Here is a 23,820-nt window from a genome sequence, read left to right as displayed (position 1 = left end):
TTCCGAATTCCACTCTTTTTCTCTTCCGAAGTGCCTCCATTATGCCTTAGGCCTGGGACAAACTAGGGTTGGGAGAGGAATTTTTCTGGATTATGTCTTTTTTTTCCGTTTTCAACACTAAACAAAATGTAAGTACTTGTATAGTATTTTTTTGGAAGGGTAGAAAGAAAACTTAGCCGATAGTTTTGATGTATGACCCTGCCTGTCCTCGAAGTCCAGATCCCAGAACATTTTCCCCAAGCCATGGCGGATTTATTTCGCAGTTACCGCACTTACTTAAAAATTGAGAAAAACTATTCAGAACATACTTTATTTGCCTATTTGCGCGATTTAAAGTTTTTCTTTGAGTTTTGCATCAAAGAAGAAATTGATATCCTGAGTGTTGATGTTTTGGATGTTCGGGCATACTTTTCAGATTTAAAATCGACTAAAAAACAGGACAAACGAACACAGAGTCGTAAACTTTCTTCCTTACGTACCTTTTATAAATTTTTATTCCGTGAAGAAAAGATTGGGGCGAACCCAATCCTGCAAGTGAGTTTCCCAAAAACAAAAAAGAAATTACCTAAAAATTTTACTCCGATTGAAACGGAAGACATACTCGATTATGAAGATCCTGAAAAAAAGGAAGTACTTGGGAAACGAGACAAGGCCATCGTTGAAGTTTTGTATAGCACGGGACTCCGCGTGTTTGAGTTGGTCAATGCTAAGTTAAGTGATTTGAATGAAGAGTTAACATCACTTAAGGTTATGGGAAAAAGAAGGAAAGAACGATTTGTCTTCATTGGTCCTGAAGCAAAAGAAGCTCTCAAAGAATATTTGGAAGAGAGAGGGAACGGTGGGCCAGATGAAATCTTTTTAAACCAACGGGGTGGAAAATTAACAACTCGTGGGATTCGCTATATTTTATCTGAACGAAGGGTGATGATGGGAATGGAAAAAGCCATCACACCTCACAAATTTAGGCATACCTTTGCAACCGACCTTCTCAATGCCGGGGCAGACATTCGCGCCGTACAAGAGTTACTCGGTCATTCATCATTGTCCTCTACTCAGGTGTATTTGAGTGTTTCCAGGGATAGATTAAAAGAAGTTTATCGGAATGCGCATCCGCACGCAAAGAAGTGAGGAATTCAATCCCCGCCCGACTTAGGGTGGGGAACTAGACCCGCCACCCAATGCTTTCTCCCTATCACGATTCTCTCTTTCTCGCAAACGATTTCCTGAACACGTAGAAAAAAATCCAAATAAGTTCACCTTACGGCTTTGGAGTGCTAAAAATATAGTTGACTATAAAAATTAAGCCGACTATAAATAAAATCGTGTTCCGACTTGAAAATACAAAGGTTGATCCTCTTCATAAATTTCCTTTAAAGGAACGGAAATTTGCGAGGACACGGACAAATCTCACATTTGGTTTGCTGACATTAATGGAATCTCGGCCTTATGATGAGATCAAAATCATCGAACTTTGCAAAATCGCAGAAATTTCGGAACCTACGTTTTACAATTATTTTCCTGAAAAAGATGATTTGATCCTTCACTACATTCAAATTTGGAGTCTTTTTGTAACTGTTTTTAATGAAAAACAAAATTCTGAAGGATCAGGGTATGGATTGTTGGTATCATTGTTCCAATACACAGCCCGAGAATCCAAAAAAAATCCAAGGATATTACTGGAAATCATATCGTTTCAGGCGAGGAAGAAAAAAAAGTTGCAGCACCAAACTTTGACAGACGCTGAAAAGACATTACTTTTCCCAAATCATCCAGAGATTCTTAGTTTGAAAATCGGTGGAATCGAAATGTTACTCGAAAAAGCAATGAATTTGGCGCAGTTGAAGAAAGAACTTCCGAAAGATACAAATTGGAAATCATTATCTTTGTCAATTGCTAGTTGTTTTTTTGGGATTCCAATCCTTTCGTTTCAGTTGGGTGAAAATTTAGAAACAGTTTGGTTGGAAACGTTTCATTATATTTGGTTAGGTGCCGGGGGCAGAATCAAAGAAAAAACACAAGGGAGAAGGAAAAAATGAGTTATCTTTCAAACCAATGGATTCTATTAAGTTTAGGCGGATTATTTGTTTGTTTCACTGGAATGAAATGGAATGTTCCAATTTTTGCTTGGATTCTTTTTATACCTTTTTTGCGATATGTTCGTTTAGGCCATCCGTTTAAGATTTTATTGCCAAGTTTAATTCTTTTTCAAATCATCTCGACATTACGAATTGTAAGTGAACCTTTCCATCTTTGGATTGCTATTTTTTCAGGAATCCAAGCAGGCATCCTTTTTACTTTTATCCTTTGGCTCTGGAATTTTGTTAGGATTCGTTATCAAAAATTTGTTTCACCTATTTTATTTTTTTCATTCCTTTGTTGTATTTTTGAATGGTTTGGTGGTTACTTTTCAGATTTGGGTGTTTGGGGAATGTTGGCCAATAGCCAACTTGGAAATTTAATTTTATTGCAATCTGTATCCTTAATTGGTGCAACAGGACTCAGTTTTTTTATTTATCTAATCAATGTTAGTTTAGAGCAGGTTTTGAGTGAAACATTTGACGAGGCAAAAGTCCAAAGGCAGTCTATTTTTTACGTAATGGTTTCGTTCCTTTTCGTTTTGTTACTTTATTTTTACGGAACGTTTCGATTGAGTAGGCCCATTCCTGGAGAACAAATCAAAGTAGCTACCATCACAACTAAATACGCAATTGGATCTATATTTAGTGATGCAAATACCAATACAAAAAACACCCAAGTCACCCTATATCAAACTACACAGGCTGCAAAAGAAGGAGCGAAGGTAGTTGTTTGGAATGAAGGTGCAATTCTGGTAAAAAAAGAGGAAGAACCTGCTTTTTTGGATTTAATTTCAAAAATTGCAAAAGAAAACAATATTGAAATCATTGCCGCCTATATTGTCCAATTAAAAGAATCTGAATTTTTCTTCGATAATAAACTGGTTTGGATCGCGTTAGACGGAACCATTCGCCAAACATATTTTAAACAATTTTTAGTTCCTGGTGAACCAGTATCAAAATACCAATCGGAAATAAAGGCCATACAAACTCAGTATGGCAAAATGTCCGTTGCGATTTGTTATGACTATGATAGCCTACGCGTGACTGAAATCCATTCCAAAGAGGGTTCAGGGATTACGTTCATTCCAGCTTCCGATTGGTTAGGGATCAATCCGTTTCATACAGAGATGGCAGTTCTACGCGGAATTGAAAATGGTTCCTCTATCGTTCGTTCCACGAGAGATGGACTTTCCGGGATTTTTGATGCGTATGGAAGAGCAAAAGGAACACTGGATTCTTTTGAGTCCAATGATGGTGTGTTAGTTTCTTCTGTTCCCTTCACAAAGTTTGATACACTTTATACGCAATATGGAAATTGGTTCGTTGGTGTCGCATTTCTTTATTTTACTCTCAGTTTCAGCCGATTTCTATTTTCCATCATAAAATCTAGGATAATCACGAAACTTTGATCGCAGTAAATTGGATTTCGATCCTTTAAAATTTCTAAATTATTTGATTGAAATCCAAATTCAATCTGGCATCTTTTGGAGTTCGGTATTTCATAGGATTTCACCTCTGAAAACCAAAGGACCTACGGATGACAATCGTTACAGATAAATCGATTTTACTTGTTGAGGATGAAGCCATCTTAGCCCTTTATGAAAAAGGACAATTGGAGCAAGGTGGTTACAGGGTAACACATGTTACCAATGGAGAAAATGCGATTGATCTCATACTAAAAGGTGAAAATCCATTTGATTTGATTCTAATGGATATCGATTTGGGAAAGGGTATGGATGGAACACAAACTGCTACCCAAATCTTAAACCACAAAGAAATTCCAATTGTCTTCCTTTCGTCTCACACCGAAAGGGAAATCGTAAGAAAAACAGAGTCCATCACATCCTATGGTTATGTTGTGAAAAACTCCGGATTCACTGTGCTTGATGCTTCGATCAAAATGGCATTTAAGTTGTTCCAAGCCAATGAATTAACCAAAAGCAAAAAAGAACATTTAGAAACTGTATTACACTCCATTGGTGACGGAGTGATCGCCACCGATAAAGAAGGGAATGTCACTCGGATCAATCCAGTAGCTGAAAAATTAACAGGATGGAAACATGAAGAAGGCATTGGTTTGGAAATCAATCGAGTTTTCAATATCATCAATGTCAAAACGAGACAAAAAGTGGAAAACCCAGTCGAAGTAGTTTTAAAAACCAATTCGATTGTCGCTTTAGCAAACCATACCGTCCTCATCGCCAAAGATGGAAAAGAATATCAAATCGCCGATTCAGGTTCTCCGATTAAAGATCTAAATGGTGAAACCAACGGTGTAGTTCTTGTCTTTCGCGACATTACAGAAGAATACAATGTCCAAAGTCGAATCGCCAAACAAGCAAATATGCTCAACAATGTTTTGGATGCTGTGATTGGTACAGATTTTAATCAACGGATCAATTATTGGAACAAAGCTGCTGAAAAGATATTTTTTTGGAAAGAGGAGGAAGTACTTGGAAAAAATTTATTAGAAGTCTTAAATACGGAATACCAACGCTTCTCAAACAGTGAAGTGATTGAAAAAGTAAATTTAGAAGGAAGTTTTATAGGTGAAGCTATCCAATATGCTAAAAATGGAGAAATCAGAAATATTGAAGTCAACGTCGTTTTGTTAAACGATGAATCTGATTTGCCAACGGGTTATATCTTTGTTGCTCGTGATATTTCGGAACGATTGATTGCTTTAAAACAAATCAAAGAATCCGAAGCAAAATTAACGCAAATCATTGAGTCCGCGATGGATGCCATCATCAGCATCGATAGTTCAAAAAAGATAATCCTATTCAATGGTGCGGCAGAAAAAATGTTTGGTTATGATGCTCGCGAGATCATTGGCCAACCTTTAGACAAGTTAATTCCAGAAAATTTTCGAAAACAACACGATAGCCATATCGACCAATTTCAAAAAACGGGCGTCAGCCGAAGAGCGATGGGGGCTTTGGGTGAAATTAGTGGACTTCGATCAAATGGGGAAGAATTTCCAATTGAAGCATCAATTTCCCAAATCATGGTCAATGGAGAATCTTTATTCACAGTCATTTTAAGAGATGTGAGTGTTCGGAATTTATCCGAATCCAAAATCCAAAAGCTCCTCATAGAAAAAGAAAATATCCTAAAAGAAATCCATCATCGAGTAAAAAACAATATGAGTTCCATATTCACATTGTTAAATTTACAAGCAAATGCACAGCAAGATAATGCCGTACAAACTGTACTTTTTGAAGCTGCTGGTCGAATAAAAAGTATGATCGTACTATATGATAAGCTTTACCATTCCGAAACTGATAATAGTGTTTCGATTCAAGATTATTTTCCAACGATTTGCCAGGAAATTGTTTCTATTTTCCCTAAGGATGTCTCCATCCAGTTGGATATTATTGATGAACGTGTAGAGGTGAATGCTAAAATTCTCTCTTCTTTGGGAATCATACTCAACGAGCTCATCACAAATTCAATGAAACATGCATTTATCGAACATACGAATGCTTCAATCACGCTAAAAATCACCAAACGAGGGCAGGTGGTATTTTTAGAATACTCAGATAATGGAAAAGGAATTCCTGAATCAGTTTCATTTCAGAACACACCAGGTTTTGGTTTGCAATTGATTGGGATGTTAACGGATCAGATTGGTGGAAATATTTCGATTGATCGGGTAACCTATCCTAAGTTTATATTAGAGCTACCCATTTAAGTTTTTTTATCCTGTTGGATAGAATATTTGTTTACCTTCTATACATCTCTACTTCTATTCTCCCATGGGCAAACTTCAGTTTTTTGTCGTCTTATGTTATTTTATACCTGTAGTCGTAGTAATCTTTCCGATAGGATTGGTTTTTTCCTATGTTTTCAAGGTTACCGGACTTGACAGATGGTCAAATCGTATTAACAATTTTTTGGGTTATTTTTGGTATCGTTCGTTTTTCTTTGTGACAGGTCGTACGTTAGAAGTTTCTCTTGGTTCTTGGGATCCGAAAGGGAACAACCGATTCCTCATTTGTAATCATACAAATGCCTTGGAAGTGCCCTTAATTGTATCTTTACCATATCTAAGTAAAGAAAAGGATATTCGTTTATCTTACTTAGGTGGTGATATCATCCAAAGGTATAAAATCATCCCGCTTATGATGCATAAGACCATCGTTGAAGCAGTCATATATTCTGAAAAAAAACCTAATTTTCGCAATTTTAAAACTGATGTATTACGTGTTTTAAAGACAAGATCAATCTTTTTATATCCAGAAGGGGAGCGGACTTTTACGGAAGAAATCAAACCGTTTCAAACAGGTGTGATGAAAATTGCGTATAAATTTAACATCAACTTGGATGTATTTGTCGTTAGTGGATTTATGGGTTATTCTAGTTTAAGCGAATACAAACATCTTTCAAAATCAAAAAAGATATATTTTCATTATTGTGGTTCCATTATGGCGAAGGATCATTCTAACTTTGATGCGTACCTTTTAAAAGCGGAAACGTTAATGAAAGACAAGAAAAAAGAATTAGAAAAACTCGAAAGGATGGTTTCCTAGTTACAAAAGTTTTGAATCTTTGGTTTCGTTATTTTACGTACTTGAAAGAAAATATCGTTCCTTCCCATAGAATTTTAAAGGAAGGAAGAATTTTCTCACAATGTAAAATTCCATCGGCTATCTTTTGTATTTGGAACTGAAGGTTCCTTCACGATAAATTTACTCTCCGTGCTAATTTACTCTCAGTGAAAAAATCCCCTCCAGTGAATTTTTCTGTTTTTAGGAAACGATCCTTTCCTATCCTTGGTGGTAGGGGGAAAGGATCTTTTTTTGACAAATGATTCAGACGGAAAGGAATCAAAACCCAAACACCGAAACGAAAATTCAGTTCACCATCCGTTGGGCATTCTATTCCCTATGGGTTTCTGTTTTGGTAGGAACAGTGTCTGCCTTCTTCCTGCTCGCTCTTGATTTTGTGACAGAGGTCCGAGAAAAAAATCTTTTTTTGTTCTATTTACTCCCCTTGGCAGGTGGGTGTATCGGTTGGATGTACCACAGATTTGGGTGTCGGGCAAACCAAGGGAATAATTTACTACTTGAAGAAATCCATTCGCCTAGATCCATCATCCCCTTTCGGATGACACCCTTTGTTTTCATCGGAACACTTGGTACCCATTTGGTGGGTGGATCCGCTGGCCGAGAAGGAACCGCAGTTCAAATGGGTGGTTCTCTTGCCCACCAACTGGCCAGATTTTTTCCTATTTATGGAAAAGAACACCAAACATTGATTATTCTAGGAATGAGCGCTGGATTTTCTGCTGTGTTTGGAACTCCTTTTGCAGCTGCCATTTTTTCCATTGAAGTGATTCAAATTGGTGTGTACCGTTGGAAACTTTTTTTACCATCTCTACTCGTTGCTTGGTGTTCTCATTGGGTATGTTTACTTTGGAATGTAAAACATAGTATCTTTCCTTCCGTTCCCTTCCAATGGGAACTGAATTTGGTATTGGGAATTTTTATACTTTCGATTGCTTCTGGTTTTGTTGCAAAGGCATTTATTTATGCCATTCATACAATCTCCAATCTTTCACAAAAAATGATCTCATACCCACCACTAAGGCCAGTGTTAGGTGGAATGATCCTTTTGGTATTCTTTGTGTGTGGTGTGAGTTTGGATTATTTTGGATTAGGTGTGCCTATCATCCAATCAGCGTTTACTCTGAATTTGCCAGATACCGCATTTCTTTGGAAACTACTACTTACTGCAATTACCATTGGATTTGGATTTAAAGGTGGGGAAGTTACCCCTCTTTTTTTTATAGGAGCAGCTTTAGGGAATTTGTTTTCTGGAATCAGTCCAGAGCATATCTTACTCTTTGTGAGTGTTGGATTTATCGCCGTTTTCTCGGGAGCTACGAATACACCACTTGCTTGTGCTGTTATGGGGATGGAGTTATTTGGTGTTTCCTCTGGTCTCTATTATTTGTTGGCAACTCAAATCTCTTACATCATGTCCGGTCACGTGAGTATCTATTCTTCGCAAGTCATTGGAAAAAAGAAATGGTTTCGTCCCCATTCCCATGTTGGTAAAAAAATTTCCGATCTTAAATGATTGCTTTTATTCATCCATCGTTGATACTCACTACGCAGTGAGGGTATCATGAATCCAATTCCAGAACCAATCAATACGCAATCTTGGAATGGAAAACAATTCTTTGTTGGAATCCTTTTCCTGATCCTGCCTGTGATCCTGTTTGCCTATGTGGGAGTTGGTGCCACACTGAAGTGCCAAAACGAAAGTTGTGAATTGGAAAGGAAAGGGTTTTTCCAAAGTTCAAAGGATTCCTTTTTGACCTCCGATATCCTTAGGATCGGTTACAATTCCGAAGGTGCTTCCCTTGTGAGGACTGGGGCAAGTTCTGTTGGAGTTTCTGGAACTGATTTAGAAATCCATTTTCAAAATGGAACGAGCATTCTCGTATTTGGAACCCCCATCGGGTACCAATTTGGGAATTTGGATTATAGGGAATTAGATGTTTTGGCTTCTCATCCTAAGGGAGATCCCATTGTATTGAGTAGCTATAGTTTCGGCGGTAAACTCTTGTTTATTGGTCCAACAATGGCATTTATTGGTTATATCTTAATTTTGATGCAATTCGTTCGTCCTGTAACAGCTGATTTGTTGCCAACTGATTTGCAAAAAAACCGAATTTACAATTTGGTTGTTTTTTTATCAAGTTTGAGTTTTGTCATCGTTTTGTATTTTTTGTTATGGAACTTAGGAAAATCCAAATTAATTTGAAATCACAAAAAAAACCTTTCCATTTTTTGAAAAAATGATCAGATTGGTTTGTTACTTAAAATACTGACCGAATTGGAAACCAATATGAAAAAATATATTTTATCCTCTCTCCTCCTTCTCAGTATCATCCAATGCAATTTTCTTTCTTTCTCAAAGTCGGATGGAAAGGACGAAACAGCAGGAGCTGTTGTAACCTTTCTCCAAGGTCAGGTCATCCTTCTTAGCAATGGCAAAGAACGGATCGCAAGTTTGGGGGATGTGATCAGACCCGGTGATCGTATCCTTTCCAAACTAGGGAAGGTCGATCTCCAAACCTATCGTGGTGAAGTGATACGGATCAAGGAAAACTCCGATGTGTTGTTTCGTGATTTGTCTGGTGATTCTAGACCCAACACTGACTTATACATTTGGACAGGAAATTTAATTGTTAAATCGGTAAAATTAAAGGCAAACCAAGGTTTGTCGATCAGTTCCCCTACGATGGTGGCTGGTGTTCGCGGAACAATCTTTTCCTTTGAATTGGAAAAAGGTTCTGTCCCGAAAGTAAAAGTGTACGAGGGGGCAGTGTCAGTAGCATTCAAAACTGGCCCCAAACTCATTGAATTGAATGATGGACTTTCGAAAGAAAATTACGAACGATTTGTGAAAACCATAGAAGAAAACGATGTGGTTTTAGAGCCAGGCGAATCCTTAGAAGTGAATCCCGATTTAAACGAACTTGTATACTTGATCAATGCCAAAATGGCGGCATCCTCTCTCACCAAAGATCAGTTAGATGGATTTACTAACCTTCCCAATGGAGGGATTGGAAAAGTAGCGAGTCCCATTTCTCCCAAGGAAAAAGCAGAAGCGGAAACCTTAGTCTCCGTAGATTCAGACTTGATCCAAAAACAAATTGAATCAAAGGATGTTCCGGCAGAAGGAACTAAAGAAACGATCGGGCAAATCGAAACCGATCATGAAAACAAACGTAAAAACGCACTCAACCAAATTGCCTCGGAAGCAGAAAAAATGGGGTTTGATGAGGAAGAAGAAATCCAAAAACATTATAGCGTATTGGAAACGATTCATAAATCCAACGGAGAGATCCTTTCAGGTGCAGTTGTTGCCCAGTTAGGTGATATTTTTATCGTACATTCCACGAAAGGGGTGTTCCAACTCCAAATGGACGAAATTGAATATGTGGAATATCGAAATTTCAAAATCCAAACACGAAATAAAAAATAAGGGACAAAATGTATCCCAGGGCCGAACCCAATCAGGGTTCGGTTCGTGATTCTCCTAAAAAACCCAGACCAAATCTTGTTTTTTGTTTGGATTTTTAATTAGAACAAACACGAAACAATTTACAAAATTTTCCAAATCAGTAAGATCGATCCCTATGAGTATTCGCCAGAGGGTTTCGTTATTTATCGCTGGAATTTTGTTCGTTGGATTTACGATTTTAACATCCTTCCAAATCTACCGAACTGTGACCGATCTGAGATCGGAAATCGAAGAAAATGCAAAGATTACTTCGGAAAAATGGTCCTTTCAAATCCAAGAACATTTGAATGCGATGATGGGTGTGATCCGCGGTTATCGTTTTGCTTTGTTTTATGCCTCTCCGCCAAGGGATTCGATGATCAGTAGCCTACGGGAAATATTAGAACGAAATGACAATATTTTTGGGATCTGGCTGTGTTATGAGCCAAATGCCTATGAAGGGAGAGACGCAGCGTTTGTAGGAAAACCTGGTCATGACAAAACTGGTCGTTTCATTCCATACCTTCACCACACACCTGATGGCAAAATCAATTTTGAACCTCTTGTTGATTATGATAATCCCAATGGCGCTGGAGATTATTACCTTCAGGTAAAAAAAACAAATAAAGCAAAAGTGTTTGGTCCCTATGAATACATTGCTGGTGGAAAAAAAATTCAAATGATTTCACTTGTCGTTCCCATTTACCCGAAAGGTAAATTTTTAGGAGCAGCAGGAATTGATTTGGATATTGGCACCTTACAGGAAAAAATCGGTGATAGCAAACCTTTCCGAGGGCAAGGATACATCGCATTCATTTCTGATGACGGAACCTATGTGATGTATGGTCAAGACCAAGACAAATTGGGAAAAAAAATAGAAAATCCAGAACACTTAAAGATTTATTTAGAAAAACTAAAATTGGGTGAAATGTTCACCATCCATCACGACGGCTACACCGATTATTTTACACCATTTCATATTGGAAAAGACCCCCAGTTTTGGGCATTACAGGTGAGCATTCCTGATTCCATTTTAACTGATCAGGTGACAAAAGTGGTGATTAGTTCCATTGGAATTTCCCTACTAATTTTGTTTGTCGTATTATTCTTTTTAAACTTTGTTTTCAAAAACCTAATCAGTCTTAGGTTGAATAAAGCAATTGATTTTTCATCACAAATCGCAAATGGAAACCTTGCGTCGAGTCCCGAAGAAATCAACCAAGATGAAATTGGAAGTTTGTTAAGTTCCATGAACCAAATGAGAAATAGTTTGGTCTCCATCATTGGTGATATCAAAAACACGGTAGAAAAATTGGGTAATCAATCCAAACAAATGGCAACAACTTCACAAAATCTATCAGACATTTCGCAAACACAAGCGAGTGCCGCTGAGGAATCATCGGCCGCTGTGGAAGAGTTATCGGCTTCTGCTGATAATGTTGGAAAATCGATGGAAGAAGCTGTTTTGAAAATGAAAGAAATTGATAAATCGGTTTTAACTTTACGTGAAGAAGTGCAGAATATCAATAAAGAGATGGAATACCTTGCCAAGTTTGCTTCCGAATCCAGGGAACATGCAGTAGTAGGGGAAACTGCCATGAATGATTCCACAAAAGCCATGGAAGATATTGGTGAAAAAGCCGAACGAATTAGCGAGGTCCTAGATATCATCACTGAGATTTCCGAAAAGACCAACTTACTTGCATTAAATGCTGCCATAGAAGCTGCGAGAGCGGGTGATGCAGGACGTGGTTTTGCAGTAGTTGCTGAAGAAATTGGTAAACTTGCGTTACAAACGGGAACCTCTGTAAAGGAAATTGGAGACCTTGTCATTTCCACAAACTCCGCCGTTGAAAATGGAAACAAAAAAGTAACGGAAGCCGCACAAGTCCTGAACCTTTTGAATAGCCGAGTGAAAGAGTTTGAAACATCCGCCAATCGTGTGTTAAATTCTGTTTTGCTCCAAGAAAACAATGCAAAAGACATTGCGCAAAACTCAGGCCTACTTACCAATTTAAACCTTCAAATTGAGGAAGCAGTGTTTGAACAAAAACGTGCCACAGAAGAAATTTCCAAAACCATCATTAGCATTTCAAACGGGACACAGGATGTTGCATCTGGTTCCGACCAACTAACGATTGTTTCGGCCGAAATCGCTTCTCAAGCTTCTTATTTGTCAACCCAAGTGGAAAAATTCAAATTGAACTAAATGAAATTGAGTTTTGCCTGATTATAGTCCAAATGCAGTATCATTGATAAGATGTTTGCAAATAAAAAAGCCCACGTTGCAGTGGGCTTTTTTGTATTTCAGTTTCGAATAAGATTGAAACTTTTTTTTCTAAAATTTCTTATTTAGAAAAAAATCTTTTTTCTACTTCATCAGGAAGTTTTTGTCCTGTGAGTTTTGCTCTTTGGACTAGTTCCCAGAAATATCGATAGGTTGCACGGTCATGAAGGTCCCCATCATGTTGGATCGGTCCCCAATCAGCGTCTTGTGCTTTGATTAGGATATCACAAGCAGTTTGTGTTTCCGCGAAGTTTGGCGCCATTGCATCTAAGATGGATTGGATTTGTGCAGGGTAAATCGACCACATACGTAAGAATCCAAATTCATCATGAGCACGTTTTGCATCTTGGTAAGTTTGGTAAGTGTTTTTCAAATCCAAAGTTACGTTGTGAGCAGGGATCACACCGTTCATAAGTGCAGCTGCAACCATATTTGATTTTGCACGGCGTAACAACTCGTGATCAAATTGACCAGGTGATTTCATACAAGATGCAGGGATTGCACCATGGTGACCAGAGATAAAGTCCATGAGTCCGAAATCTAACACTTGTAACCAAGGAAGGCTTGCGATTTCAAAAACATCGTTTAACGCACCGTGAGTTTCAATTAAAACGTGAATTGGGATTTCTCTTTTGATGCCAGCTTTTTTGCATGTTTCTTGGATGTAAGTGATTTGTTCTTTTACTTGGCTTGCTTTTGTTGGTTTTGGGATTGTGATATAAGCAATCACATTTCCAGCACCTGGAACGATGATATCAATATCACCTCTCCAATGTTCGTTGGTATAATCATGGATACGAACTCCACTCATTTTATGTTTATTGAGTTCAGAGTTTTGGATGCGAACAATCATTTCTGCGTGTTCTTTTTCTTTCCCAGTTTGAGCACCGTCTTCACAGTCCATCGTAATGTCGAAAAGTCCGCCAAGTTTGTTTTGCAACTCGAGAGCCTTTGTGATGAGTTTTTCAGATCCAGCGAAGTGTTCACAAGCAGGGATGATAGGGAAAGGTTTTTCTCCTGCAAAGAGAGCTGATTGCGGGTGAGTCAGTGCCATTTAGTATACCTTTTTCGGATTTTTTTACCAAGTTTTGTGAATTTTACCTGTCGTCCAGGATTTAATGGCAAAATCTGTTGTGATCCATTTCCTCTATGCCCTCAGTTGAAACATACAGTCCCTAAAAAATTTCCCTCTCTTCCTGAAAGAGTGGGGCGAACCCTTTGTCCCAAAGGGCCGGGCCAGTCCGGGCTACGCCTTCGGCTCCGGTCGAAAATCGACTTCCCCTTCCTGTCCCTTTCGCGAAGCTGGAATTCCATTGGAACCAAACGAAATTTACACCCCTCCAGGTGGACCACCACCTTCCCATCCTCAAGTCAGACTCCTTTTTCAAAAATGGGGTGAACCAAATATCCGAAGGCTCGTATCCGATTTTTATGATCGGATAAAGGATTCCGAAATCCGATGGATGTTCCAGGGTGATTGGGAACTTGCGAAGGAAAAACAAGCAGACTTTATGATCCAAGTGTTAGGTGGTCCAAGTTATTATATTGAAAAATGGGGACCCGCCCGAATGAGAATGCGCCATTTTGCGTTTCCCATCTCAGAAAAAGAAAGGATGATTTGGTTCCAGTGTTACGATGATGCATTACAAGGATTTGATTTTGAACATGAGGATAAAATCGATTTCCTCTACTTCCTGGATGGATTTAGTGCCTGGATGGTGAACCGGAAGGAACCACCTTGGGAGAAATACACCCAAAATTCCCAAGGATCCAATGGTTAAGGAATTAATAAACTTTCGAATCATTTGAACTGTTCAACTAAAATTTTCAACGATGATCTTCCAATGATTGAATGAAAACGTAATTGTATAAAGAAATGAAAATCTAATGGAGATTTGGCCCTAGTTTCCTTGTCCATTGGCGTTGCGTTGGAATCGATCGATACACCAATATTCTATAACTCCATCATTCGGTTAAGTGAATTGACTCACTCATTGGAATTTTTCCTGCGATGGAATTATGAAGTCGGGCGAACTTTGCTTGCTAGGAAATTTTTTATGGAATGTAATATTTTGAAGTTCGAGAGGGAGCGAATCTTCTGTTTTTGAATCGTGATGGTTTAATTGTGGTTTTCTAAAAGTTTTAGGATCACTGCTTTTTGGGCATCGAGTCTGTTTTCAGCCTGTGTAAAAATAATGGATCGTTCACTCTCTACCATTTCTCGTGTGATTTCATAACCCGCATGAATTGGCATATCATGCATCACTTTTGCCTTCGAGTGTTTCATTAACTCTGCATTCACTTGGAATGGCATCATCATTTGAATCCTCTCTTCCTTTTCTTTTTGGAATTTTGGATCATTGAAAAATTCCATATCCACCCAAGTATCCGTGTAAACATAATCAGCGGAAGCGACTGCTTTTTTTACATCCATTTCCCAGGAAACGGTTCCTTTCTTTTTCGCTCGATCAATGGCATCTGTTACAATTGATTCTTTCGCTGCAATCGGAGTGACCAATACCAAATGAATCCCTAATGCCGCCGTAATTTCGACTAACGAATTGGCAACATTGTTGTGGACTCCGATATAACATACTTGTTTTTTTTGCCAATCTTTTGGGGAATCCATAACGATTGTGAGAATATCAGCTAACGACTGGCATGGATGGAATAAATTACAACAGCCATTGATTACTGGGACTGTGGAACCAGATTTTAAAACGAGTAAATCTTCATGTTTTTTCAAACGTGCCATGATGATGGCAACATTGCTGGAAAGGTACTTCCCTTCAAAGTCAATGTCCGATAATAAAAAATTGGAAGCCATCCAATCCAGAAAAATTGCATGACCACCAAGTTCAGTCATACCTGCTTCAAAGGATACTCTGGTCCTTGTGGATGTTTTTTGGAATAACATGGCAAGAGAACGTCCAGACATATGCCCAGAAAAATACACTCGGTTTTTCTTTACATAGACTGCAAAATCTAACAGTTCTTGGATTTCTCCATCTGTCCAATCTTGCCAGGAGATCAAATGTTTGACTTGGGACATAGCTACCCTTACAGTATCGGCCGGCCAATGCGCCAAATCGAGAGAATCTCCATCGATTTAACCCAATAAATGATAATTTTTCTTAAGCTGCCGATTCTGCTAGGGAACGTGCGATAATGAAATTAGGCAAAATCAATTCCTCGGAAAATTTGATTCCAAATTGAATTCCATGTTCGGTTTCCTTTAGCCACGCAATTTTTCCACGGAATGAAATTCTGGATCGAGTTAAATCACTCTCAATGATTCCGGTGACAGTATCCTTTTCTTTGAGAGCGATATCATAATGGAGCCAACTGCTGACTCCCAATTCCGAAATATTTCCAATTTTTGTAATCGCATATTCGGGCACTTCGTTGATCGAAAAAATCTTTAAAACAAGGTCATCCCAATCCAATGCGGTGATTCGGTCCGTAGTTCTTGTATTCAACATAAATGGCTCCTAAACGAGAGATGTTCAACAATCTCTTGCATGATTCGTGCCAACATAAATAAAATGAAAGAAGGGTCGATTTTCACAAAAGTTGCATACGATAGCCATGCATTTGCCTTAGTTCGCTGAATCCATCAGCAGGTCGATTTAGATTCTTAGGAAATTTGCTCGTTAAATAACAATGTATCCAATTCCCGTTTGATTGGAATCCTCTTCGGATTGTGAACTTCTCCGTTTGCATTGGGAAGCTTCCAAATGATGAATTCTCACTTGCCCAATTCGGTATTTTCTAACGATATAGCCGAAAGAGGAAAGACATGCTCAAACAAATATTTACACCTTTTCTAATCGTCATCTCGCTCTTTTCCTTGGTCTTTTGTGGCCCATCAGAAGAAACAAAAGAAGTCCAAGGAAAAGCAAAACAAATCATTGGTGCCTTACCTGAAAAAATGCCAGGTTCAGAAAATGACACAGTGAATCTAATTACACTCGGTAAAAAACTTTATTTTGAGAAAAAACTTTCAAAGAATGAAACCCAGTCCTGTAATTCTTGCCACAATGTAGAAGGTAAGTCCGCAGGTGTTGACAATCTTCCTACTTCTCCAGGGGCGTTCGGTAAAAATGGAGATAGGAATTCTCCAACTGTTCTCAATGCAGGTTTTCACTTTGTGCAATTCTGGGATGGAAGAGCTGCTGATTTAAAGGCGCAAGCGAAAGGTCCCATTTTAAATCCGGTGGAAATGGCGATGCCTTCAGAGAAGGAAGTACTAAAGCGCCTAAACGAAGACCCAGATTACCCTAAGCTTTTCGCTTTGGCATACCCAAATGAGAAAAATCCGATCACATATGATAACCTAGCAGGTGCAATTGCAGCTTTCGAAAGAACCCTAGTAACGCCTTCGCGATTTGATGATTTCGTGAAAGGGGATTATAAAGCACTTTCAAAAGCAGAACAAGAAGGATTTAAGAGCTTTTTAGCGGCTGGATGTACTTCTTGCCACTCTGGAAATTTACTCGGAGGGAATTCTTATCGAAAACTGGGACTTGTCAATGAATTCAAAACGGAAGATTTAGGTTTATACAATCTTACAAAAAAATCAGAAGATAAATTTGTCTTCAAGGTCCCAAGTTTAAGAAATATCACCTTAACTGGCCCCTATTTCCATGATGGAAAAGTGGCAACCATAGAAGAAGCAGTCCAAAAAATGGCTTACCACCAATTAGGGATCAATCTATCGGAAGAAGAAACGAAAAAGATTGTCGTATTCCTAGGAAGTCTAGCAGATAAATCACGCGTCAATTAGTCTATTTTTAAACATTCTCGGATCCCAACCAATAGTTCAAAGGATCCGAGAATCCATTTTTCAAGCGCACGGTATCGTAACGCAGAAGGAATCGGTTTTAAATATTCTTTAAATTCTTTGGATCCCAAAGTTCGCAAAATAGCCACCATCTGACACGCTGCGACACGTAAAACGGGGTCGTATCCAATCCTTCCAAATTGCATTTGAAGTGAATCGGAAATCCTTCTTTCGTAATTTTCCCATAGCTGTAAATATCGTTGCTCTAAAATTGGATCATCCATCCACGGATGGAAACCAGGAAGTGATTCGATTAAATTTTCTGGATCAATGGAATGAATCAAATTCCAAACGAAATCTTGAAACGCTTCAAAAATCGATTGGTCTCTTTTCCTAGAGAGAATGTGCAAAATGAGGCGATCACAGAACAAAATCTCCTCTCGGAATGCGATCTCTTCCTTTGTTCCGAAGTAATTGAAGACGGTTTTTACGGAAACATTGGCATGGTCTGCGATTTCCGGCACTGTCACTTGGGAATAACCTTTTTCTAAAAAAAGCCCTTTCGCACTCGAGAGAATCATCTCCTCCGTTGCGATTTTTTTTCGAATTCGTAATGGCAATTTAGTGATCATCTTTCGCTACTTTAGGTTACGTATTTAAGGTTTGGTCCCCGTCTTTCATTCCTCGATTCTTCATTGGCTTTATTTAACTACCGACAAAAATTCGAAATCCGAGTTCAAAATCGAATTGGAAAGCTCCCAAATGCACTCGCAATTCTCTCCAGAAAAAGGAAATAGCAATAATATTTACAGTAAAACTAAATATACAGTCAAGGAAAATTTACTTTTAAAGTAATTTTACACTGAGTATAAAATTTTACTGAGGAAACTCTTAAATCGAACTCCAAACACGTAAATATAAAATATGGGGTCAATGATCCCTTTCCCTAGGGCAGTAAATTGAGTAACGGAAATCCAGCGTGCAAAAATTTGAGAAATACTAAAAGCAACCCAATGTGGGTTACTTGGAAGGAAGGAAGAAAAATGAGTGTTTAGAAAATAGCGAATTACAAGGGCGTGAATCTCAAGAAAGGAGGAGGGTCTGTCAAAACATATGTCTAGTCTTCTCAATGAGACTCAATTTTTTGTATTCACAGCAAAGGAAGGTAAATAATTAGAATATGTCCCATTCCAATCGTGAGCAGTTATTCCAGTGGATGAAATCATTTGTCTATCGTTATTCTGAGAAACCATTTCGGTTCGCAAGTGGATTAGAATCCCACCATTATTTCAATTGTAAAGAAATCACATTACATCCAGAACGATTGTCTGTTTTGGCAGATTGTTTCGTCGATGAAATCATTCCAAAAATGCAAATTGAGTTCGATGCCGTAGGTGGTTTGACATTGGGTGCAGACCCTATTGCCTATTCGATTGCGCTCGCTTATCAAAAAAGGGGAAAATTGATATACCCTTTGGTGGTTCGGAAAGAATCGAAAGGGCATGGCACAGGCCAACAAATTGAAGGCTTCTGGAAGGGCGTTAAGACATGTCTTATCGTGGATGATGTGATCACAACGGGTGGATCAACCATCAAAGCCGTGAAAGTCCTTCGTGAGGTGGGGATTAAAGTAACAAATGGGATTTGTATTTTAAATCGAGAAGAAGGGGGAAAAGAAAATTTGGATGCTGAGCAAATTTCTATGCACTCTATCTTTACTAAAAGTGAGTTTTTACAATGAGTGAAAAAAAGATTTTTACATACAATTTGGCATTATTTAAAAAGAAATTACAAACGCGAACTTGGTCAGTAGTGATTTTATTTATACTGTTTGTGATCTACAATAGTTTGCAAATTCCAAAAGAAGGAAGGTTTCAGTTTTTCACCATATTCCTTCCTTTGTTGGGGCTCTTCTTTTGGTTTCTCCGTCGAAATTATGTGAAACAAATTGAGATTCTCTCTTCAGGTAAAATTGAAGTCGAAGGTGGAATGCTGAAACAATACGACTCAAATGGGAACTGCGCTACAATTAGAATAAAGGATTTGGAAACGATTACTCTTGATAAATTTAGAGGATACGATCGAGTTATTTTGGAGACAAAGGAAAGGATTTATCCTCTTGTAAATATAGCAGATTACCGAACTTTGGTTTCGATTTTAGAGTCATCATCTGGAGTTAGAATGACTGAAGATTTAACGGATGATAGGCTTTGGAATAAAAAAACTCCTTTGTACTTTTTACCTAGTGCGATACTATTAATTTTTGTTTATTCACCGAATTTGAATGAAAAGAGTCCCCTGTTAACAAAAGAATTTTTTGGATTATTTTTTAATATAAACTTGATACTGTATCTATTGTACACACCGGAAAAGGAAAATCATATCAATTCAAAGTTTTCATTGAAAAGGCGATTGGTATTTATTTGTTTGGTTGTTTTTTTCTTCCAGGTATACACTCAATTGGAAAAGGTAGGTTGGTTCAATCGATAAGAATTGGATTCAAAAACTCCATTTCATTTCTATTTTTGCAAACCAACTCCTTGCCTAATCATATTTAGTTTCGCTTGTGCGTAACGCCTCAGTTCTACCATCTCATTGGCATATCGTTTTAACAGATTGTCTTGTTCCATTCTGTTTTCCATTGTTTGAATGGTATCTCTTACGTATTTGATATCTTTTTCCTCCTTTAGCTTTCCTGATTGGATTAATTTTTTTACTATGTCGAATTCATATTTCCTAAAATGCACTCTAAGCAAAAATTCTGTTGAAAAGTTTTCTTGCGCTTTAACCCAATTTGAATCAATTTTCTCTTTTGGAGATTGGTCTTTAAGGATATCAACTGCTCTTTTCGTTGGATCACTTTCACGTAAGTTGGAATTATTTGCCAACTCATCTGCAATCATTACCTCATCTTTAAAAATTTCCTGGAGTTTATTTCGTCGCCATTGGTCCGTATATTCGTAACTTTGTGCAGTTAACATTCGTTGGAATTCTTCCAACATAACTGATAAATTTATAGATCTACCTAGTGGAGTGTTATTGAACTCTTTTATTTTGGGGAACAGTTCTCTGGTGATTTGGAAAGCCGATTTTCGCTTATAATTACTCGCTTCGTAAAGTTTTTCTAGGGAATCTTCTGAATGTTTCTTGAGTTCGTTTAGAATAAACGGTTCTGCAAAAACATATGCATCTTCCCCGTAAACAAACAAATTCGGGTCTGGTGATACAATGCTAACTATAAAAATGAAATGACTGTCTCTAAGTGCGTTTAATAGTTTTCTTAAATCTTCTTCGCTTCTCGCCAATTGTGAAGACCAAATGCGAAGGTGGGTATCGGATGTGGGTATTTTTTCACGGGATTCTAGATTCTCTTTACGAATGATATCTGCGAGTTCCAAACAAACCTTGATACTTCCAGCCATGGTATAAATATAGGTAGAGGTCAGTTTTCGGTAAAGAATTATTCGTAATTTAACTCTTTAGAAATTCTCATTCTAGTTAGAAAATAAAATGGAATGAGTGTAATGAAAATTGAAAATATTGGAATGATTATCGGAAGTTTTGCTACAAAGTGAACTGGGAAAGTATAATCCAATTCCCAACCGAAAGCATTTCTGTTGATTCCAAATACAACGATTGGTGACAGCAACAAACTATTCAAAATCCCAGATAAAATACCATGAGACAACAAATAAAAAACTTGGTAGAACAAAAGTCCAAACATTTGTAACGAACTCATCCCGATTGCCCTAAGGCCTGCAATGATCCTTGATTTTTCCTTGATAAAGTAAAAAATAGAGGTAATCAAGGAAAGAACTGAAATAACGATTGCAGAGATTTTAAGTTTGTCCAATACTTTGAAGACTTGGTTCATGCCTGCGATATAAAGATCCTTTAATTGTTTGTGGTCTAAAAAGTTTAGTTGGTATTTTTCTGATATGTTTTTTAAAAAACTAAACATTTTCTTTTTATTTACTCCGTCTGTCGTTGTTAATCGAATTGAATTTAAAAATTCTTCTTCATAAAGTGAAGTGAATAACTGATAATCCATTACGATAGTGCCACGTTCGGAAAAAAAATGTTCAATCTCATCCTGGATTTTTAAGGTCTGAACCCCTTTTTTTTTCGTAATGATTTCGATGGAGTCTCCTTTGCATAGTTTCTCCAGAAAACAGAAATTAGTTGAGACAAGTAATTCATTTTGATTCTGATTTTCTTTAAACTTTAAAACGTGTAATGTAAAGTAATTTCCATTTACGATAAACTTTGAATTAATAAAAAAAGGCTCTACATCTGAAAATAAATCAGATTTCTCAAGTTCAGATAACAAATTGATAGGCACGCCGGGCTCACCAGAACTCAACTTTTTTTCATTAATTAGAGAAAAGTCTGACCTATTTTCCTGATCGACCCATCGTTCGAGCGAAGCCTCGTAACTATCAGTAAGACTCGTTAGTGTGAAAACTAAAGAGGTTGATAACATAATGGTCGATATTGTTAAACTATTTTTCCAAGCATCTGCTTCAATTTCCTTTATTCCTAAAATAAAGTTTGGATGCGTGAAAAATCTTTTTGTTAGCTTGGATAATATGGAGATAAATTGGGAAATTGTTAAAAAGTTTAGCAATACAAATCCAATGATAACAAATCCGATACCAACTAATCCTGGAATGATTTGTTTTTCAAATTTTAAAAAACCAAGGAAAACACCTACGCATATAAATGTGAAAGAAAAGAAAAAAAAGAGGTAGGTAGGTATCTTGCGCGAACTAGGAATTGTGAATTCATTTTTTTCTCGTAATAATTCGATAGGAAGGATATGGTATGCCTTAACCGCATTGAATATTGCACTAAAAAGTGAACCGATTACCGAAATCAAAAAACCATAAAGTATAAATTTTGGTGGAAAATTTAAATATGTATCGATTTGGTTTACATCTGTTAAAGTGTTTAGTGTTTGAAATAGATTTAGTTTTGATATAAATACTCCAATGAAATTGCCGAAGAGTCCTCCTATCATAGCCAAACAAGTTGTTTGTGCCAGAAAAAGGAAAAAGTTTGAAAACCTTGTTCCGCCAATCGATAAGAGAATCCCGAATTCCTTTTTTTGAGAAGCAAAAAGTCCCGAATAAATATTGGAAACCATAAAAAAGGAAATCAAAACGGATACTAGTGAAATGATCGTTAGGTTAATTTTCAGTGATCCAAGGGCGATGCCCGCTCTTTCTGTGATTTCTTTTTTGGACTCATATAACCAATTTGGGTGAATGAGAGATGGTTGGTATGAGGGATTTTCATCTGAATTTGAATTGTCAATAAGATTGATATGAGTATATGATTTTGTTTTGCAAATATTTTGTAGTCTCTCAATGTCTAATATGATAAATAATCCATCTTGCTCAATTGGTTCAATTTCGTTGGCAGGAATGGAAACCTCATCATTACACACTGTAATCACAATTGGATAAACCATAGATTTTGTTTTGAGGAACAATGAATTACTAAAGAAATACTTTTTGGTTTTCTTTTTGGGATCAATTTCCTTTTTTATTGACTTTGAGGTAATTAAGTCCCTTCCTATGATTGGAATGCTCAAGGTTTGTTGATCATCTATTTTTAAAAAACTTTTTAAATTTAATTCTGGTTCAATGAGGATATGGTTTGGCAGTTGGGAGTATATGGTTTTTATAAAGTTGGTTGGATTGTTTGGTTTTTCTGAAATTTCTTTGTAAACAAAGCGACCTAAAAAATTTTCTGAAGTAAAACCAACTGTTTGGTCTATGATGCTTTTTTCCGCTTTCCATGCATTTATTTGAGTACTTACAAATAATGCGATTCCCAAACTTATACTAAGAATACTTAATAATGATTTACTCGGATCATTTTTGAAATGCCCAATTATGAAATATGAATAACTATATATCATTTTTGAATGATCGCACCGTCTAACATACGATAATTGACGTCTCCGGACTTTCCAATTTCTTCATTGTGAGTAACTAAAAAAATTGTGATACCTAACTTTCTCGAACATGTATTAAAAATTTCCATGATCATATTCGATGACTTTGAGTCTAGATTGCCTGTTGGTTCATCAGCGAATATAATTTTTGGATCGTGAATCATTGCCCTTGCAATGGATACTCTTTGTTTTTCACCACCAGACATCTCCTTAGGCGAGAAATGTAATCTTTCTCCTAATCCCACTAAATTTAATAGATCCGATGCTTTCTGTTCAGCTGATTTTCTATTTTTTCCAGCGATGAGGAGGGGCAAGGATACATTTTCGATTGCTGAAAGATAGGGGAATAGATGGAAAAACTGAAATACGATGCCTATCCGATTCCGACGGTATTCAGTGAGTTTTGCCTCGGTGGCTCCCACTAGTTCTTCTCCGAATATTTTGACACTTCCTTCCGTTGGTCTCTCGACAGAGGACAGAATATTGAGCAGGGTAGATTTGCCTGATCCAGAAGGGCCCATCAAAGTCACCATCTGCTTTTCAGGAATTTGGAAGCTAATCCCATTCAAAATTGGGATGGTAAGATTTTCTTGGAAAAAAGTTTTCTTCAGATTTTTTACTTTGATGGCAATTATCGATTCACTGTATTTTTTTTCTTGGTCCACTAAAAATCACTTCCATTATATAGGAC

20 protein-coding genes are annotated in these 23,820 nt (G+C 37.4%); 13 read left to right on the top strand and 7 right to left on the bottom strand.

All coding sequences use genetic code 11. The annotated features are described in order from the left end of the window. Positions 1-192 precede the first annotated feature (192 nt). The 9 genes from xerA to EHQ62_RS01950 all read left to right on the top strand — a co-directional run bounded on the left by xerA (position 193) and on the right by EHQ62_RS01950 (position 12,306). Positions 193-1,128, top strand: a complete 936-nt coding sequence (xerA, locus tag EHQ62_RS01990; protein WP_135640571.1) for a site-specific tyrosine recombinase/integron integrase — start codon at positions 193-195, stop codon at positions 1,126-1,128. A 194-nt stretch (positions 1,129-1,322) separates the two neighbouring features. Beyond that, on the top strand, positions 1,323-2,036 hold the full coding sequence (locus EHQ62_RS01985) for a TetR/AcrR family transcriptional regulator (protein ID WP_135640570.1): 714 nt from the start codon (positions 1,323-1,325) through the stop codon (positions 2,034-2,036). Further along, on the top strand, positions 2,033-3,487 hold the full coding sequence (locus EHQ62_RS01980) for a nitrilase-related carbon-nitrogen hydrolase (protein WP_135640569.1): 1,455 nt from the start codon (positions 2,033-2,035) through the stop codon (positions 3,485-3,487). Before EHQ62_RS01985 ends, EHQ62_RS01980 begins: the two co-directional genes overlap by 4 nt. 128 nt (positions 3,488-3,615) lie before the next feature. After that, the gene (locus EHQ62_RS01975; RefSeq protein WP_135640568.1) at positions 3,616-5,772 is read left to right on the top strand and encodes a PAS domain S-box protein; all 2,157 of its coding nucleotides are present in this window, start codon (positions 3,616-3,618) and stop codon (positions 5,770-5,772) included. 64 nt (positions 5,773-5,836) lie between these two features. Further along, a complete protein-coding gene (locus tag EHQ62_RS01970) occupies positions 5,837-6,610 on the top strand; it encodes a 1-acyl-sn-glycerol-3-phosphate acyltransferase (protein ID WP_135640567.1) in 774 nt (257 codons plus the stop codon). A 277-nt stretch (positions 6,611-6,887) separates the two neighbouring features. Further along, positions 6,888-8,162, top strand: a complete 1,275-nt coding sequence (locus tag EHQ62_RS01965) for a chloride channel protein (protein WP_135640566.1) — start codon at positions 6,888-6,890, stop codon at positions 8,160-8,162. Between the two features lie 48 nt (positions 8,163-8,210). Continuing rightward, entirely contained in the window at positions 8,211-8,852 is a 642-nt protein-coding gene (locus EHQ62_RS01960) for a hypothetical protein (RefSeq protein WP_135640565.1), read from the top strand. An 84-nt stretch (positions 8,853-8,936) separates the two neighbouring features. Then, positions 8,937-10,079, top strand: coding sequence for a FecR family protein (locus tag EHQ62_RS01955; RefSeq protein ID WP_135640564.1), 1,143 nt, complete (start codon positions 8,937-8,939; stop codon positions 10,077-10,079). 154 nt (positions 10,080-10,233) lie between these two features. Then, positions 10,234-12,306: a methyl-accepting chemotaxis protein gene (locus EHQ62_RS01950; protein ID WP_135640563.1), complete on the top strand. Its 2,073-nt coding sequence runs from the start codon at positions 10,234-10,236 to the stop codon at positions 12,304-12,306. A gap of 139 nt (positions 12,307-12,445) precedes the next feature. On the opposite strand, the gene EHQ62_RS01945 is transcribed toward EHQ62_RS01950, so the two are convergent. Next, on the bottom strand, positions 12,446-13,438 hold the full coding sequence (locus tag EHQ62_RS01945; protein WP_135640562.1) for an HpcH/HpaI aldolase/citrate lyase family protein: 993 nt from the start codon (positions 13,436-13,438) through the stop codon (positions 12,446-12,448). Positions 13,439-13,697: 259 nt separating this feature from the next. Here EHQ62_RS01945 and EHQ62_RS01940 point away from each other — a divergent pair, with 259 nt between their 5' ends. Beyond that, complete coding sequence (locus EHQ62_RS01940) at positions 13,698-14,165, top strand: globin domain-containing protein (RefSeq protein WP_135640561.1); 468 nt, start codon at positions 13,698-13,700, stop codon at positions 14,163-14,165. Positions 14,166-14,503: 338 nt separating this feature from the next. On the opposite strand, the gene EHQ62_RS01935 is transcribed toward EHQ62_RS01940, so the two are convergent. Next, positions 14,504-15,436, bottom strand: a complete 933-nt coding sequence (locus tag EHQ62_RS01935) for an ornithine carbamoyltransferase (RefSeq protein ID WP_135640560.1) — start codon at positions 15,434-15,436, stop codon at positions 14,504-14,506. A gap of 82 nt (positions 15,437-15,518) precedes the next feature. Next, the gene (locus EHQ62_RS01930; protein ID WP_135640559.1) at positions 15,519-15,866 is read right to left on the bottom strand and encodes an LEPBI_I2431 family sigma-54 regulated protein; all 348 of its coding nucleotides are present in this window, start codon (positions 15,864-15,866) and stop codon (positions 15,519-15,521) included. 317 nt (positions 15,867-16,183) lie between these two features. Here EHQ62_RS01930 and EHQ62_RS01925 point away from each other — a divergent pair, with 317 nt between their 5' ends. Beyond that, a complete protein-coding gene (locus EHQ62_RS01925; RefSeq protein ID WP_135640558.1) occupies positions 16,184-17,170 on the top strand; it encodes a cytochrome-c peroxidase in 987 nt (328 codons plus the stop codon). Here EHQ62_RS01925 and EHQ62_RS01920 read toward each other — a convergent pair. After that, complete coding sequence (locus EHQ62_RS01920) at positions 17,167-17,799, bottom strand: TetR/AcrR family transcriptional regulator (RefSeq protein WP_135640557.1); 633 nt, start codon at positions 17,797-17,799, stop codon at positions 17,167-17,169. The two genes, EHQ62_RS01925 and EHQ62_RS01920, sit on opposite strands and share 4 nt — an antisense overlap. A gap of 548 nt (positions 17,800-18,347) precedes the next feature. Here EHQ62_RS01920 and pyrE point away from each other — a divergent pair. Then, on the top strand, positions 18,348-18,908 hold the full coding sequence (gene pyrE / locus EHQ62_RS01915) for an orotate phosphoribosyltransferase (RefSeq protein WP_135640556.1): 561 nt from the start codon (positions 18,348-18,350) through the stop codon (positions 18,906-18,908). Beyond that, on the top strand, positions 18,905-19,657 hold the full coding sequence (locus EHQ62_RS01910) for a hypothetical protein (protein ID WP_135640555.1): 753 nt from the start codon (positions 18,905-18,907) through the stop codon (positions 19,655-19,657). Before pyrE ends, EHQ62_RS01910 begins: the two co-directional genes overlap by 4 nt. A 29-nt stretch (positions 19,658-19,686) precedes the next feature. Here the strand turns inward: EHQ62_RS01910 and EHQ62_RS01905 are convergent, their stop codons facing one another. The 3 genes from EHQ62_RS01905 to EHQ62_RS01895 all read right to left on the bottom strand — a co-directional run bounded on the left by EHQ62_RS01905 (position 19,687) and on the right by EHQ62_RS01895 (position 23,794). Continuing rightward, positions 19,687-20,589, bottom strand: a complete 903-nt coding sequence (locus tag EHQ62_RS01905; protein ID WP_135640554.1) for a hypothetical protein — start codon at positions 20,587-20,589, stop codon at positions 19,687-19,689. A 38-nt stretch (positions 20,590-20,627) separates the two neighbouring features. Then, entirely contained in the window at positions 20,628-23,009 is a 2,382-nt protein-coding gene (locus EHQ62_RS01900; RefSeq protein WP_341866956.1) for an ABC transporter permease, read from the bottom strand. 80 nt (positions 23,010-23,089) lie between these two features. Further along, the gene (locus EHQ62_RS01895; protein WP_135640552.1) at positions 23,090-23,794 is read right to left on the bottom strand and encodes an ABC transporter ATP-binding protein; all 705 of its coding nucleotides are present in this window, start codon (positions 23,792-23,794) and stop codon (positions 23,090-23,092) included. Between the last annotated feature and the right edge of the window lie 26 nt (positions 23,795-23,820).

Origin of the sequence: Leptospira jelokensis (assembly GCF_004769635.1) — a bacterium.
Classification (GTDB): Bacteria; Spirochaetota; Leptospiria; order Leptospirales; family Leptospiraceae; genus Leptospira_A; species Leptospira_A jelokensis.
The sequence above is the reverse complement of the archived record's forward strand: the minus strand, read 5'-3'. Positions and strand labels throughout refer to the sequence as shown.